Raw genomic sequence first — 14,851 nt, forward strand, 5'->3', positions numbered from 1 at the left:
GCCGGGGCGTTGCCCCGCGGCTGGCTCAGCGTACGGAGAGCCGCATGGTCATGGCGTGGGTTGCGCCCGCGGCAAGCGGGTAGGCGTCGTCGAGGGCGTTGGCGACTTCGACGCAGACCGTCTTGCGGTACTGGTCGTCGGGCATGTCCGCGAACGACTGGACACCTTCCGGGCCGGGGTTCCAGAGCACGCTGCTGGCGCTGTTCTCGCGTTCGATGACGATCTCGCGCGCGTTGTCCCGGTCCTCGATCACGAGTGTGCCCGGTTGGCCGACGAACACCTGCTCCATCGGGGTCGTCATGGCGACGTCGCCGGACTGCGTCCCGCGTTCACCGTCCGCCAGCTTGTCGATCCGCGTGGTCCCATCCAGCCCGCGCACCACCAGGCCCTCGGCCTCGCCCACGCCGAAGTAGGTGTGGAAGGCCTCCGACACACGCCACTCGCGATCGCTGCGGTTTTCGCCCTCCAGCGTCATCTCCAGGGCCTCGCCCAGGGTGACGTGCAGGCGCAGCGAGAACTCCAGCGGCCAGGCCTTGCGGATGTCGTCGTCCGGGGTCAGCACGAACACGACGTGCGTGGCATCGCCGACCGATTCCACGGACTCGACATCCCAGAACGCATAGCGGGCGATCCCGTGGCCCTTCTTGTATTCGTCGCTCGGGTCGGGCCCCAGCGCGGCCGGATCGTACGGGCCGAACCATGGCCAGCAGACGGGGACCCCGCCGCGCACCGGTTTCTTGCCGTCGTACAACGCGGTATCGCTCACCCACAGCACGTCGGCACCACCCTTCGGGCGATAGCTCAGCAGCGTCGCGCCGAAGGTCGTCAGGGTCGCGCTGCCGTGCGCGTTCTCGATATCGACCATCACCAGCGCATCCTGCTGACGAAATCGCACTTCGGGATGCGGAAACTGTTCCGTGAGCGCTGCAACCGTCATCTGATCTCTCCTGTCCGACAAGGGCCGAAGCGTAGCAGACCCCGTGGTGCACCGAGTGCCTGCACGGGCGCCGGGATCAAGGACGCCGGATCAGGTCGGGCCTTCTGCCCCGGCATTGCCACCGACCGGCGGCCCAGCACGCTCCGACCGATTGCCACGGCCTCTGCGAGGCCCCGCAATGACGGGTGTGGGTACGGCTGTCAGGCGGGTAGCGGCAGCCGGCCCTGGTAGTGGAATTGGGTCAGGGGAAAGTCGTGCAGGGCGCCGTCGCGGGGCTTGAGGAAACGGACGTGGTCGGCGGTGAGCTGGCACAGCCAGGGATCCTGGCGTGTGGGTTTGTTGCGGGTAAACGGGCGCGCGTTGAAGAGCCCGAGGTTCAGGCCGGCCTCGTGATCGCGGGCGGACGGGTATTCGAACAGGTCGATGCCGGCCTCGCGCAGCGCGGCGCCCAGGGCCTGGGTGGCCTGATAGTCGGCGGGATGACGCAACAGGTCCGCGTGTTCAGCGAACGGGGGCTGATGGAGCTGCAAGCCATTGGGGCTCTGGTAGCGTGCGGCGAACAGGGTGTGCTGGGTATCGAGCTTGCGCGGTGGCGGGGTCGCCATGCCATGCCAGAACACAAACCGGTAGTAGGCCGCCTCGGCGAGGACCGTGCGCTCGCGCAGGGCGCCGTAGAACAGGCTGGGCTCGTGGCGACGACCGAAGCGCGATCCGTGACGTAGCGGCGGATAGCGAAACGGCGTCGCCAGCAGGTAGTGCAGCCGTTCCGTACCCGGACGCCGGGGCGGCTTGGTGGCCTCCAGCATCTCTTCCAGAACGGCCTGGCGGTCGAGCGAGCTGACAATCTGGTTGGTGGCAACCTGCTCCTGGCTCTCCACCAGGCGCAGGACCTCCCCTCTCAGCATGACACGCGGCGCCGCTTCGACCAGGGCATCCCAGTCCGGCATGTCAGGTTACCCTCATAGCTTGCCGCGGATCGCGTCGAGATATTCCAGAACGCCCACCAAACCCTGAACCGTGCGGATCTGCTCGGCGGGCACGCCTCCGGTGTGGTGGTTGTGCGTCTGCATCCAGTGTTTCATCGCACCGACATCCCCGCCGGTGAGGACATAGAGCGCGCGATAGCAGCGAATCAGCAACAGCGCCAGCTCACCCGGCTTGCTGGCCGGCTCGATGTTGCCCCGACTGATATCCGTGCGGCCGCGCCCGACTACCTCGCCCAGCTCCGCCTGGGTCAGGCCCAGCGCCTTGCCGGCATTGACCAGCGCCTCGCGCAGGACCTCGGAACGCTCCGGGGCCAGAAGCTCTGCAGTGCTCATGGCTCACCTCCAGACAATCCGCATTGATCACATAATAGCACTCTATGTGCATTATGCACATTCAACCCCTGCGCGACCTTTGCCCAGCCGGCACCGCACACGCCCATCGATCCGGCCGCGCGAGACGCAACCGCGTATTCAAGTGCTACGATCGGCGCGACGGATTCATTACGCCCCGACCCAGACCCAGACTCATGCCGGTCGGGCCACCAACGGAGAGGACTCCATGCTGATCACGCTGCTGTTGATGATTGTGTTGTTGCTGGTAGCGGGCGGCTTGCTGATCTGGCAGGCGAGCATCATCTTCAGCCTGGAGATCGCGGACGGGAAACTGCGGGTGCGGCGCGGCGACCCGCCGATGCACTTCGAACATACGGCGCGGGATATCGTCCGCCGCTACGGCATCGGGAACGGTCGCCTGACCGCCATTCGCACCGGCAAGGGTTTGCGCCTGCGCAGCTCGTCCTCCATACCGAAGGAGGCGCACGGTGAGCTGCAGGCCGCACTCCAGCGCGTAAAGGTGGGCCAGAAGCGCCGCAAGAAGCGCCGATAACGCGCCCGCCGGACCGACGCCACCGCAAAACGTGGCCGGCATCAGTCAGCGGCTGCGAGCAGACTGGCGTTGCCGCCGGCGGCGGTGGTGTCGATGCACAAGTGCCGCTCCACCACATAGCGCTCCGGCGCGATCAGGGTGGTCTCCAGCGCAATGATCGGCCCGTCGCGCTGCGCCAGCGCCTTGCGCAAACTGCGGCTCCACTCGCTGTTACCGACCGCGGCGACCGCTACCAAACCGTTGAGTACGGCCAGCGTTTCCGGCTCGACGACGCCGTCGATCCCCCGCAGCGGGACGTCGGCCTTTCGCAGCGCCCGCGCCGCGCGTTCGGCACCCGGGGCCACCATAACCACCGGACACCCCGCCCCCAGCGCCTGCACCGCTTGCGCCAGTGCAACCTCCGCCCCCGGCCCCAGGCACAGCACCGGACCGCGGGGATAGAGACGCAGGCGATTACTCTCGCCGGTCGGCCCCGGCAGCGTCTGCGGACTCGTGTCGAACGCCGCGGTCTCCGCCAGGGCCTGGCGCAACAGCCCCGTGCGCTCCGGCAGCGCATTGCGCAACACCTCCATCCGGTCGGTGCGCGCGGCCCAGTCACCGGCATCCAGCGCGTCCAGGGCCTGCTGCAGGGTGTTCCGTGCAACCCAGGGGGCCTCCGCATCTGGCGCCGCGGGGTGATCCGCGGCGACCGGCGGGCGGCGCCCGAAACGGGTCAGGTACAGCGGCCCGCCGGCCTTCGGGCCGGTGCCGGAGAGCCCCTCGCCGCCGAACGGCTGGGAGCCGACGATGGCGCCGATCTGGTTGCGGTTCACGTACTGGTTGCCCACGCGCAGGCGCTCGACCACCTGCTGCACGCGATCGTCGATGCGGGTATGCAGGCCGAAGGTCAGGCCGTAGCCGCGGGCATTGATGGCATCCACCACGGCGTCCAGGTCCCGCGCGCGAAAGCGCGCGACGTGCAGCACGGGGCCGAATACCTCGCGCTCCAGGGCCTCGATCCCCGGGAGCCGGACGATAGAGGGGCCGACAAAGCGCCCAGTCTCCGGCACCGGCAGCGCCTTCACCAGCCGCCCCTGCTCCTCCTGCGCCTTCAGGTAGTCGCGGATATCCGCCTGTGCCTCGGCATCGATCACCGGCGAGACATCGGTCGCCAGTTGCCAGGGATCACCGATGGCCAGCGCGTCCATCGCACCCTGCAGCATCTCCAGCAACCGGTCATGGGCCTCGTCCTGCACGTAGAGCATGCGCAGCGCGGAGCAGCGCTGCCCGGCGGACTGAAAGGCGGAGGCAAGGATGTCGCGCACCGCCTGTTCGGTCAGCGCGGAGCTGTCCACGATCATCGCGTTCAACCCGCCAGTCTCGGCGATCAGGACGGCATCCGGCCCGGCGTTGTCCGCTAGGCTGCGATGGATCCGCTGGGCCACCTCGGTGGAGCCGGTAAAGCAGACCCCACTGATACGCGGATCGGCGGTGAGCGGCCCGCCCACGGACGGGCCGTCACCCGGCAGCAACTGGAGGGCGGTCTCCGGCAGGCCGGCCTCGCGCATCAGCTCCACCGCGCGGGTGGCGATCAGCGGGGTCTGCTCGGCCGGCTTGGCCAGCACGGTATTGCCCATCGCCAGGGCCGCGGCGACCTGCCCGGTGAAGATCGCCAGCGGGAAGTTCCACGGGCTGATGCAGACGAACACCCCGCGCGGCTCCAGCTCCGCCTCCTGTTCCAGCCGTTCGGCCTCGCCGGCGTAGTAGCGGAGGAAGTCGGCCGCCTCGCGCACCTCGGCGATGCCATCCCACACGGTCTTGCCGGCCTCGCGGTTGGCCAGCGCGATCAGCTCGGGGGCGTGCGCCTCGTAACGATCCGCGATGGCGCGCAGCAGGTCCGCCCGTGCCGCGACCGGATGCGCCGACCAGTCGACAAACCCCATCAATGTGGCGCGCAGGGCCTGCTCGACTTCCTCCACCGTGGCCTCGCGCACCTCCCCCACCACATCGTCGGGATCAGCGGGAGAAACCGCGTCACGCGGTTCGCCCTGTGGCGCATGCCCCGCGGCCAGCATCGGCGCCGCCTGCCAGCGCGTCCGCGCGAAGGACTCGCGCGCCTCGAGCAGCGGCAGGATGGAGGCGGGTTCGTTAACGCAGTAGCCACGCGAGTTCTGCCGCTGCGGCTGGTAGAGATCAGCCGGGTCGCGGATGGCCGGGTTGGCGATGGTGTCGCCGAGGGCATCCAGCTCGGCGAGCGGGTCGCGGGCGATCTCCGCCGGCGCGATGGCGCTGTCCACCACCTGGTTGACGAAAGAGCTGTTGGCGCCGTTTTCCAGCAGGCGACGCACGAGATAAGCCAGCAGGTCACGATGCGCGCCCACCGGGGCGTAGATGCGGCAGCGGGTGCCGGCCGTTGCCTTGACGATGGCGTGCACCGACTCGCCCATGCCGTGCAGGCGCTGGAACTCGAAGCCGTCGCGATCGTCTCCGGCCATGGCCAGCACCGCCGCACAGGTATGCGCGTTGTGGGTGGCGAACTGTGGGTAGATGCGGTCGCGCCGGTCCAGCAGCATCTGCGCGCAGGCGATGTAGCTGACATCGGTATTCACCTTGCGCGTGAACACCGGGAAGTGTTCCACACCCCGTTCCTGCGCCAGCTTGATCTCGGTATCCCAGTAGGCGCCCTTGACCAGGCGCACCATGATCCGCCGCTCCAGGTGCTCCGCCAGCGCGTAAAGCGCCTCGATCACCGGCGCCGCGCGGCGGCCGTAGGCCTGCACGACCACGCCGAAGCCGTCCCAGCCGGCCAGCTCCGGATCCGCCAGCAGGGCCTCAATCACGTCCAGCGACAGCTCCAGGCGATCCTGCTCCTCGGCGTCGATGTTGAAGCCGATTCCGGCCCGCGCCGCCTGCCGGGCCAGTTCCCGCGCCCGCGGCACAAGGTCCGCCATCACCGTCGCGCGGTGGGTGTACTCGTAGCGGGGATGCAGCGCGGAAAGCTTGACCGAGACGCCGGGACTGGAACGGATGTCGCCCTGCGCCTGCTTCGCGATCTCCGCGATGGCCGTGGCATAGGCCTCGTGATAGCGCCGGGCGTCGGCATCGGTGCGCGCCGCCTCGCCGAGCATGTCGTAGGAATAGGTGTAGCCCTCGCGCTCCATCTCGCGCGCGTTGCGCATCCCCTGGGCAATCGTCTCGCCGAGCACGAACTGGCGCCCCAGCAGTTTCATCGACTGCGCCACGGCAGTACGCACCAGCGGCTCGCCGACCCGCCGGATCAGCCCGCGCAGCGCGGCGGCCGGGCGCTGCGGGTCATCGCTCAGCACCTTGCCGGTCAGCATCAGGGCCCAGGTGGAGGTGTTCACCAGCGACGACGAGGAATGCCCGAGGTGGGCGCCCCAGTCGGAGGGCTCGATCTTGTCCTGGATCAGTTCGTCGATGGTCTCGGCGTCCGGCACCCGCAGCAGGGCCTCCGCCAGGCACATGAGGCCGACACCCTCCTCGGTGGACAGGCCGTACTCGGCGAGAAAGCTCTCCAGCATCGACGGCGATGTGTCGGCGCGCACCCGCTCGACGATGCGCGCGCCCTCGGCCGCGATACGGGCGCGAGCCTCGGCATCCAGCCGGATGGCGGCCCGCAGGTCGCGCAACACGGCCGCCTCGTCGGCCCCGTATGCCGCCCGGATGCGGGCACGATACGGGTCGAGGCCAGGGTCCTGCTGGGATTCGGGCTGCTGCATCGGCCTGCTCCCGTGTAAAGGGGGTCCCTGTACCCGGACCGGGCGGCCCTCGGTCACCTTACCCTGTGAAAGCGCAGGCCCGGGCGCAGGGCATCAAAGGTGACCGGTCTTCACGTAGATCAGCGTCTCCTCCTCCACCCAGGGATCGTGCTGACTCGAATGCGGACTGCGGATCCACGTGCCGGCGGGATAGCGCCCGTGCTCGTCGATGAATTCGCCGGACAGCACCAGGATCTCCTCCCCGCCCCAGTGCCGGTGGGGCTGGAAATGCTCCCCCGCCGGCCAGTGCACCAGTGCGGTGTGCTCGGCACCGAAGCTGTGCAGATGCAGGACGCGCAAGCCGCCGATGCCCGGCTGAAAGGGCGCCGAGTGGGTATCCACCACCACCTTCTCGCGGTCCTCGGGCGCGAACTGCTCCAGCTTCACGAACAACGTGCAGCCGGGATCCGAGTGCGGCGTGTGGCGGGAACCCGGCGGATTGCGCAGGTAGGTGCCGGCGGGATAGTCACCGGTTTCGTCGGAGAACACGCCGTCCAGTACCAGGATCTCCTCGCCCAGCGCATGCGTGTGTGGTGGGAAACGGGCTCCGGGCTGGAACTGCACGATGCTGGTGGCGCGGCCCGCTTCCGCCTGCTCGCGCTCCAGCGGCTTGCGCACCACGCCGTCGGCGCGGCTGCCGCTCCAGGGCTGCGCCGACGTCTCCACGACCACCGGCCGGTTCAGATCCAGGTTCAGGGCTCCCGTCATGCGCGCTCCGATCGTCTTTTCAATCGAACGCGGTGCCGACCGATTAGTTCCTTGCCCCGGACGTCACGACGCTCAGTGGTGGTGACCTTCGTGGCCGTGATGCTCAGGCCCCGGTCGGTCTTCCGCCTCGCCGTGATAACCGCGGGCCTGCCGATAGCGCGCCTTCTGCTCCTCGCTGAGCAACGCATCCATCTTCAGGTGGTAGGACAGATGCAGGTGGCGCAGGCGGCCGCGCAACTCGCCGATCGCGACCGTGAACGTCTCGATGGTATCGCTGGAGATCCCGCCCTCCGCGAAGCGCGCGTCCAGCTCGCTTTCACGCTCCACGATGCGCCGGCCCAGTTCGCGCGCCTGCTCCCGCATGGTCTCGAACAGCCGCTCGGTCTCGCGACGTTGTTCGCTCGTCAGGCCCAGCTCCGCGGCCACCTCGAGCACATGCAGAGGGCCCGGGTAGCCGTGCAGCTCGGCCGGCAGCGCCATCCCCATGCCGCGCCCTTCCAGGAGGTCCTCGGTCTCCTGTGCGGAGAGTGCCTTGATCTCGCGCTCCTGCAACCCGGAATATGGATTGGCCGCGGCCGATGCGGACATCACCAGCGCAAGGCTGGCGCCCACCAACCCCGAAAACGCGATAACACGACGCATGAAGGAATCTCCTGGCAAGAAATGGCGTCTGGATTGTAGCGCCCCATCGATCATGGGGCACCGAATCGCTCACGGACGTCTAGACTCCGGATCGATACTCATAAAAAGGCAAAAGGACGCGACATGCTGATTATCGGATTGATTTTGGTCGTCGCCGCGCTGGTATTCGCCACCGCGAAACTGCGCGTGCATCCGTTCCTCGCCCTGCTGATCGCCGCCTTCGTGATGGCGATCATCGGCGGTATCGCGCCGCGCGAAGCGATCAGCGTCATCAACGACGGCTTCGGTAGCACTCTGGGCTACATCGGCATCGTGATCGCCCTGGGGACGATCATCGGGGTCATCCTCGACCGCACCGGCGCGGCCGTGGTGATGGCGGAGGCGATCATCCGCGCGCTGTCCGACCGCTTCCCCACCCTGACGGTCTCGATCATCGGCTACATCGTGTCCATCCCGGTGTTCTGCGACTCCGGCTACGTGATCCTGAACTCGCTGAAGAACGCGCTGGCCAAGACCGCCGGCATCTCGGTGGTGGCCATGAGTGTCGCGCTGGCGACCGGGCTGTTCGCCACGCACAACTTCGTGCCGCCCACCCCCGGCCCGATTGCGGCCGCCAGCAACATCGGCATCGCCGATGCCCTGGGCCTGGTGATCCTGGTGGGGCTGTTCGTCTCCGCGGTGGCGGCCGCGGTGGGCTGGCTGTGGGCCAGCCGCTACGCGCATGCCAATGACGAAGAGCTGCTGGAACCGGACCCGATCAGCGAGGCCACCGGGCAGGAGGTCGAGAGGGAAGAGATCAAGCTGGAACACCGCCCGACCACGCTGGGCGCGTTCATGCCGATCCTGGCACCGATCGTGCTGATCTCCATCGGCTCCGTTGCCTTGCTGGCCACCCGCGACACCGAGGCCGGGATATTCGCCAGCGCACTGATCTTCCTCGGCACCCCGGTCGTGGCGCTGGCCATCGGCGTGATCTTCGCGCTGCTGCTGATCAAGGGCGCCGGCATCAAGGACCGCTTCCACCAGATGACGGTCGACGCGATCCTGCTGGCGGCCCCGATCATCCTGATCACTGGGGCCGGCGGCGCCTTCGGCAACGTGCTGCGCGAGACCCCGATCGGCGATCAGCTGGGCGACCTGCTGAGCGGTCTGGGCCTGGGCCTGCTGGTGCCGTTCCTGATCGCGGCGGCGCTGAAGTCCGCCCAGGGCTCGTCCACCGTGGCACTGGTCACCGCCTCCAGCATGATCGCGCCGATGCTGGCCTCGCTGGGGCTGGATTCGACCATGGGAATGGTCCTGGCCGTGATGGCGGTGGGTGCCGGTGCGATGACCGTCTCGCACGCCAACGACAGCTTCTTCTGGGTGGTCACCCAGTTCAGCCGCATGAAGGTGTCCACCGCGTACAAGGTGTTCACCACCGCCACGCTGCTACAGGGCATCAGCGCGATGATCACCATCTACATCCTGGGCCTGATCTTTGTCTGAACGACTGCGGGTCGTCGTTTGCCCGGACAGCTACAAGGGCAGCCTGGAGGCCGAGGACGTGGCCGCCGCCATGGCCCGCGGGGTGCACGCCGCCCGACCGGATGCCCGGGTACGCTCCCTGCCCATGGCGGATGGCGGCGAGGGCACGGCGCGGCTGGTCAGCCACACCCTCGGCTGGGCCTGGCACCTGTCGGATGTGACCGGCCCCACCGGCACCCACCTGAGCGCTGGCTGGGGCTGCGATCACCGCGAGCAGCGGGCCGTGATCGATGTCGCCTCTGCCTGCGGGCTGGACCGGATCCCCGACGACCGGCACGACCCCTGGCAGCTCCACAGCTTCGGCGTCGGCGAGCTAATGCGGGCGGCCCTGGACGCCGGCGCCGAACACCTGATGATCGGCCTCGGCGGCAGCGGCACGGTGGATGGCGGCGCGGGCATGCTGGCCGCCCTGGGCGTGCGCTTCCTGGATGCCGAGGGACACACGCTTGCGCCCCACCCGGCCGGCCTGGCCGATCTCGCGCGGGTCGACTTCGACGCGCTGGACCCGCGCCTGGGCCGCATCGACATCACCGTGCTGAACGATGTCGACAACCCGCTGACCGGGCCGCATGGCGCGGCGGCGGTATTCGGCCCGCAAAAAGGCCTGAAGGCGGCCGACATCCCGGCGATGGATGGGCACATGGAGCACCTGGCCCGTTGCATTGATGCCGCCGGGCACCTCCATCGTCCCACCGACACCCCGGGCGCCGGCGCCGCCGGCGGACTGGGCTTCGCACTGGACTGCGTCCTCGGCGGTAGCGCGCGCATGGGCGCGGGCTACCTGGCCGAACTGATCGGGCTGGATGCCGCGATCCGCGAGGCCGACCTGGTCATCACCGGCGAGGGCCAGCTGGACGGCCAGACCTCGCACGGCAAGGTGGTGGCAGAAGTCGTGCGCCGCGCCCGGGAACTGCGGGTCCCCGTGGTGGCGATCGCCGGCGCCATCGCCTGCGACGAGGCCGAGATCGCCGACTTCGGCCTGAGCGACGCCCGCGCCCTGTGCGACGGCAGCATCACCCTGGACCAGGCCCTGGCCCGCCCCGCACACTACATCGCCGAGCGCACCCGTGCCCTGATCGAGGCGGCCGAACCGGGTGTCCGACCGTGAATCAGCGGAATGCTCCCGTCTGAAAGGAACGTGTTCGGTTGATCCGGGTCCGACTCGCAGCACGGATCGATACGAACCCAAAGGAAGACCCCATGACCAAGCACGATGACGCGCTTTTTCGCCCCTACAGCCTGGGCCCGCTGGAGCTGCCGAACCGGGTGCTGATGTCCCCGCTGACGCGCTCGCGCGCCGGGCAGCCAGGCGACGTGCCCACTGATCTGAACGCCGAGTACTACGCGCAGCGCGCCGGTGCCGGCCTGATCATCAGCGAGGCCACTCAGGTCTCGCCGCAGGGCAAGGGCTATGCGTTCACGCCGGGCATCCACTCGCAGGAGCAGGTGGACGGATGGCGCAAGGTCACCGAGGCCGTGCATGGCGGCGGGGGACGCATCCAGGCGCAGCTGTGGCACGTCGGCCGCATCTCGCGCCCGGAGCTGCAACCCGACGGTCAGAAGCCAGTCGCCCCTTCCGCGATCCAGCCGGAGGGCGCCTATACCTTCATCAGTGCCGAATCCGGCATGGTTGAAGTACTGGAGCCGCGCGCGCTGGAACTCGACGAGTTGCCGGGCATCGTGGAGCAGTATCGCCAGGGCGCGCAGAATGCCAAGGCGGCGGGCTTCGACGGCGTGCAGATCCACGCCGCCAACGGCTACCTGCTGGACCAGTTCATCCGCAGTGGCAGCAACCACCGCACCGACGCCTACGGGGGCTCGGTGGAGAACCGCATCCGCCTGCCGCTGGAGGTGGTGCGCGCGGTCATCGAGATCTGGGGTCCGGAGCGCGTGGGCATCCGCGTGAGCCCGACCGGCAGTTTCAACGGCATGCACGATGATGATCCGCTGGAAACCTACAGCGCCTTCGCCGAGGCCCTGGACGCCACCGGCATCGCCTACATCGAGGTGGTGGAGGACTCCTTCCAGGGCAATCACGAAACCGGCCGCCCGGAGTCCATCATCGACGCCATCCGCGCGCGCTTCAGCCGAACCTACATCGGCAACGGCGCCTACAGCGCCGACGAGGCCCGCGAGCGCATCGCTGCCGGCCGCTGTGACCTGGTCACCTTCGGCCGCCCGTTCATCGCCAACCCGGACCTGCCCGAGCGCTTCCGCCAGGGCGCCCCGCTCAACGAGTGGGACGAAGCCACCTTCTACGGCGGCGACGAACACGGCTACACCGACTACCCGGCGCTCACGTGACCCGTGGCTCTTTCCGGCCGTCGGCAGGGCCTCTGAATTAGCTAGACGGTGACGTCGGCCAGGTGGCCCTTGCCCTCCAGCCAGGCGCGGCGCTCGCCGGCGCGTTTCTTGCCGAGCAGCATGTCCATCAGCTGCATGGTGTCGTCGGCGGCGTCGAGGGTGAGCTGCACCAGACGCCGGGTGTCCGGGTTCATGGTGGTCTCGCGCAGCTGTAGCGGGTTCATCTCGCCCAGCCCCTTGAAACGGGTCACGGAGATCTTGCCCTTCAGTTTTTCTGCCTCGATGCGCTCCAGCACGCCGGCCTTCTCGTCGTCGTCCAGGGCGTAGAAGGTCTGCTTGCCGACGTCCACACGATAAAGCGGCGGCATGGCGATATACACGTGCCCCCGCTCCACCAGCGGCCGGAAATGCTTCAAAAACAGCGCGCACAGGAGCGTGGCGATATGCGCGCCGTCGGAGTCGGCATCGGCCAGGATGCAGACCTTGCCGTAGCGCAGCCCGTCCAGGCTGGCCTGGCCCGGGTCCACGCCCAGGGCCACGGAGATGTCGTGGATCTCCTGCGAGCCGAGCACCTGGTCCGGGTCCACCTCCCAGGAGTTCAGGATCTTGCCGCGCAGCGGCATGATCGCCTGGAAATCGCGATCGCGCGCCTGCTTGGCGGAGCCGCCAGCCGAGTCGCCCTCGACCAGGAACAGCTCGGTGCGCTCGAGGTCCTGGCTGGCGCAGTCGGCCAGCTTGCCCGGCAGGGTCGGGCCCTGGGTAATCTTCTTGCGCACCACCTTGCGGCCGGCGCGCTGGCGCTTCTGTGCGTTCTGGATCGAGAGTTCCGCGATGCGCTCGCCCTGCTGCGGGTGCTGGTTCAGCCACAGGCTGAAGGCGTCCTTGACCACGCCGGAAACAAACGGCGCGGCCTGGCGCGAGGACAGCCGCTCCTTGGTTTGCCCTGCGAACTGCGGGTCCTGCATCTTGAACGACAGCACGCTGGCCACCCGCTCCCAGACATCCTCCGGGGCCAGCTTGATGCCGCGCGGGAGGAGACTGCGAAACTCGCAGAACTCGCGGACCGCTTCGGTCAGACCGGTGCGCAGGCCGTTCACATGGGTACCGCCCTGGGTGGTCGGGATCAGGTTTACGTAGCTCTCGCTGACCACCTCGCCGCCCTCCGGCAGCCAGGTCACGGCCCAGTCGGCCGCCTCGGTCGCCCCGGCGATCGAACCCATGAACGGCTCCTCCGGCAGGCGCTCCAGACCATCCAGGGCCTCCACCAAATAGTCACGCAGCCCGGCGGCGTAGCACCATTCGCAGGCCTCGCCAGTCGTCTCGTCACGGAAGGTTACGGTCAGGCCCGGGCACAGCACGGCCTTGGCGCGCAGGATGTGCTTGAGCCGGGGCACCGAGAACCGCGGCGAATCGAAGTACTGTGGGTCCGGCCAGAAATGCAGCGTGGTCCCGGTATTGCGCTTGCCGACGTCGCCGACCGCCTCCAGGTCCTGCGTCTTGTAACCGCCGGAGAAGGCCATGCGGTACTCGCGCCCGTCACGCTTGATCTGGATCTCCAGCAACTTCGACAGCGCGTTCACCACCGACACGCCAACCCCGTGCAGGCCGCCGGAGAACTGGTAGTTCTTGTCCGAGAACTTCCCGCCCGCGTGCAGGGTGGACAGGATCACCTCGACCCCCGGGCGCTTTTCGCGCGGATGCAGGTCTACCGGCATGCCGCGGCCGTCGTCGCTGACCGAGACCGAGTCGTCCTTGTGCAGGATCACATCGATGCGCTTGGCGTGGCCGCTGATCGCCTCGTCCACCGAGTTGTCGATCACCTCCTGCGCCAGGTGGTTCGGGCGGGTCGTGTCGGTGTACATGCCCGGGCGCTTGCGCACCGGGTCCAGCCCCTCGAGGACCTCGATATCGGATGCGGAATAGCTCACGTGATGGTTCCTGTGTCGATTGCGCACTCGCGGATGCGCGAAGGGTAGCAAATCAGGGCTGCTTGCAATCGCCCCCATGATCCCAACAATGCTGTGCAGATTTCGTATTCAAGTGTTTCAGGAGGGTTCCCATGGCAGAAGCCGCAAGCGCAACCGGCGACGATATCCTCGACGTCACGCAGGAAAACTTCCAGCAAGCGGTGCTGGACGAGTCCCACCAGCGCCCGGTGGTCGTGGATTTCTGGGCCGCCTGGTGCGGACCGTGCCAGCAGTTGATGCCGCTACTTCAGCAGCTCGCCACGCAGTACGCCGGCAAGTTCCGCCTGGCCAAGGTCAACAGCGACGAGCAGCAGGCCCTGGCACAGCAATACGGTGTGCGCAGCCTGCCGACCGTCATGATCTTTCGCCACGGCAAGCCGGCGGATCAGTTCATGGGCGTGCAGCCGGAGCCGAACATCCGCGCGATGATCGACCAGTACCTGGAGAAGCCCTCCGACAAGCTGATCGAACAGGCGCGCGAGCAGGCGAAGACCGGCGACGTGGACGGCGCCCTGGCGACCCTCAAGGCCGCGCTGGAGGAGGACCCCGACAACGGCGACCTGCGCATCGAGCTGGCGCGCGCCCTGGCCCAGTCCGGCGATCCCGAGGCGGCCGAGACCGAACTCGCCAAACTGCCGCTGGATCAAAGCGAGAAGGAAGAGGCCAAGACCCTGCGCGCCCGCCTGGTGTTTGCCAAGACGGCGGCCGGCGTCGACCCGCAGGCGCTGGCGAAAGAACTGCAGACAGGCGACCCGCGCCCCGAGGCGCTGGAGCAGATGGCCGCCTACGCGATGCTCTCCGGACGCGCCGAGGAGGCGCTGGGGCTATACCTGCAACTCATGAAGCAGCACCGCGCCTATAACGATGGGGCCGGCCAGCAGGGCCTGCTGGCCGCGTTCAAGGTGCTGGGGGATGACCACCCGCTGGTCGGGCAGTATCGACGGCAGATGGCGTCGCTGCTCTACTGAACAGGGCCCGGTTGCCGGCGCAGCATCCCTCCAACCGGCTACGGCCTCGACCACGCCCCATCGGCCAGAGGCTGGCCTTGTATGTTTAACCCCGGCAGGCCTAGAAAGGGTCTGTCGGGGTGGAGGGACGAGGCCGGCATCTGGCCTGTGGCACAGACGGTAGGAGAATTC

The 14,851-nt window shown here is 68.3% G+C and carries 12 protein-coding genes; 5 read left to right on the forward strand and 7 right to left on the reverse strand.

What is annotated here, in order from left to right:
* Positions 1-25 precede the first annotated feature (25 nt).
* The 3 genes from F792_RS0101170 to F792_RS0101180 all read right to left on the reverse strand — a co-directional run bounded on the left by F792_RS0101170 (position 26) and on the right by F792_RS0101180 (position 2,256).
* Positions 26-937, reverse strand: a complete 912-nt coding sequence (locus tag F792_RS0101170; RefSeq protein ID WP_018168041.1) for a D-hexose-6-phosphate mutarotase — start codon at positions 935-937, stop codon at positions 26-28.
* A 200-nt stretch (positions 938-1,137) separates the two neighbouring features.
* Complete coding sequence (locus F792_RS0101175) at positions 1,138-1,884, reverse strand: RES family NAD+ phosphorylase (protein WP_018168042.1); 747 nt, start codon at positions 1,882-1,884, stop codon at positions 1,138-1,140.
* Positions 1,885-1,896: 12 nt separating this feature from the next.
* Complete coding sequence (locus F792_RS0101180) at positions 1,897-2,256, reverse strand: MbcA/ParS/Xre antitoxin family protein (protein WP_018168043.1); 360 nt, start codon at positions 2,254-2,256, stop codon at positions 1,897-1,899.
* Positions 2,257-2,482: 226 nt separating this feature from the next.
* Here F792_RS0101180 and F792_RS0101185 point away from each other — a divergent pair, with 226 nt between their 5' ends.
* Positions 2,483-2,809 (forward strand): DUF3634 family protein, encoded by a 327-nt coding sequence (locus F792_RS0101185; RefSeq protein WP_018168044.1) that lies wholly within the window; start codon positions 2,483-2,485, stop codon positions 2,807-2,809.
* 41 nt (positions 2,810-2,850) lie between these two features.
* Here F792_RS0101185 and putA read toward each other — a convergent pair whose 3' ends face one another.
* From putA to F792_RS0101200, 3 genes are all read right to left on the reverse strand, one after another.
* On the reverse strand, positions 2,851-6,528 hold the full coding sequence (gene putA, locus F792_RS0101190) for a bifunctional proline dehydrogenase/L-glutamate gamma-semialdehyde dehydrogenase PutA (protein WP_018168045.1): 3,678 nt from the start codon (positions 6,526-6,528) through the stop codon (positions 2,851-2,853).
* A 93-nt stretch (positions 6,529-6,621) separates the two neighbouring features.
* Positions 6,622-7,275 (reverse strand): cupin domain-containing protein, encoded by a 654-nt coding sequence (locus F792_RS0101195; protein WP_018168046.1) that lies wholly within the window; start codon positions 7,273-7,275, stop codon positions 6,622-6,624.
* Positions 7,276-7,347: 72 nt separating this feature from the next.
* Entirely contained in the window at positions 7,348-7,917 is a 570-nt protein-coding gene (locus F792_RS0101200) for a Spy/CpxP family protein refolding chaperone (RefSeq protein WP_018168047.1), read from the reverse strand.
* A 123-nt stretch (positions 7,918-8,040) separates the two neighbouring features.
* On the opposite strand from F792_RS0101200, the gene F792_RS0101205 reads away from it, so the two are divergent.
* From F792_RS0101205 to F792_RS0101215, 3 genes are all read left to right on the forward strand, one after another.
* A complete protein-coding gene (locus F792_RS0101205) occupies positions 8,041-9,402 on the forward strand; it encodes a GntP family permease (RefSeq protein WP_018168048.1) in 1,362 nt (453 codons plus the stop codon).
* Between the two features lie 4 nt (positions 9,403-9,406).
* Complete coding sequence (locus tag F792_RS0101210; protein WP_081620103.1) at positions 9,407-10,549, forward strand: glycerate kinase; 1,143 nt, start codon at positions 9,407-9,409, stop codon at positions 10,547-10,549.
* 92 nt (positions 10,550-10,641) lie between these two features.
* A complete protein-coding gene (locus F792_RS0101215) occupies positions 10,642-11,745 on the forward strand; it encodes an alkene reductase (protein WP_018168050.1) in 1,104 nt (367 codons plus the stop codon).
* Positions 11,746-11,786: 41 nt separating this feature from the next.
* On the opposite strand, the gene parE is transcribed toward F792_RS0101215, so the two are convergent.
* A complete protein-coding gene (gene parE / locus F792_RS0101220; RefSeq protein WP_018168051.1) occupies positions 11,787-13,673 on the reverse strand; it encodes a DNA topoisomerase IV subunit B in 1,887 nt (628 codons plus the stop codon).
* A gap of 131 nt (positions 13,674-13,804) precedes the next feature.
* Between parE and trxA the strand changes: the two genes are divergently transcribed.
* Positions 13,805-14,680, forward strand: a complete 876-nt coding sequence (gene trxA / locus F792_RS0101225; RefSeq protein WP_018168052.1) for a thioredoxin — start codon at positions 13,805-13,807, stop codon at positions 14,678-14,680.
* Positions 14,681-14,851: the final 171 nt, after the last annotated feature.

Origin of the sequence: Thioalkalivibrio sp. ALMg9 (assembly GCF_000380625.1) — a bacterium.
GTDB lineage: Bacteria > Pseudomonadota > Gammaproteobacteria > Ectothiorhodospirales > Ectothiorhodospiraceae > Thioalkalivibrio > Thioalkalivibrio versutus.

What these genes read in the sequence shown, in the direction of transcription:
- putA (WP_018168045.1), bottom strand. Translation starts at nt 6,528, where the DNA reads ATGCAGCAGCCCGAATCCCAGCAGGACCCTGGCCTCGACCCGTATCGT.
- F792_RS0101180 (WP_018168043.1), bottom strand. Translation starts at nt 2,256, where the DNA reads ATGAGCACTGCAGAGCTTCTGGCCCCGGAGCGTTCCGAGGTCCTGCGC.
- F792_RS0101215 (WP_018168050.1), top strand. Translation starts at nt 10,642, where the DNA reads ATGACCAAGCACGATGACGCGCTTTTTCGCCCCTACAGCCTGGGCCCG.
- trxA (WP_018168052.1), top strand. Translation starts at nt 13,805, where the DNA reads ATGGCAGAAGCCGCAAGCGCAACCGGCGACGATATCCTCGACGTCACG.
- F792_RS0101200 (WP_018168047.1), bottom strand. Translation starts at nt 7,917, where the DNA reads ATGCGTCGTGTTATCGCGTTTTCGGGGTTGGTGGGCGCCAGCCTTGCG.
- F792_RS0101170 (WP_018168041.1), bottom strand. Translation starts at nt 937, where the DNA reads ATGACGGTTGCAGCGCTCACGGAACAGTTTCCGCATCCCGAAGTGCGA.
- F792_RS0101175 (WP_018168042.1), bottom strand. Translation starts at nt 1,884, where the DNA reads ATGCCGGACTGGGATGCCCTGGTCGAAGCGGCGCCGCGTGTCATGCTG.
- F792_RS0101195 (WP_018168046.1), bottom strand. Translation starts at nt 7,275, where the DNA reads ATGACGGGAGCCCTGAACCTGGATCTGAACCGGCCGGTGGTCGTGGAG.
- F792_RS0101185 (WP_018168044.1), top strand. Translation starts at nt 2,483, where the DNA reads ATGCTGATCACGCTGCTGTTGATGATTGTGTTGTTGCTGGTAGCGGGC.
- F792_RS0101205 (WP_018168048.1), top strand. Translation starts at nt 8,041, where the DNA reads ATGCTGATTATCGGATTGATTTTGGTCGTCGCCGCGCTGGTATTCGCC.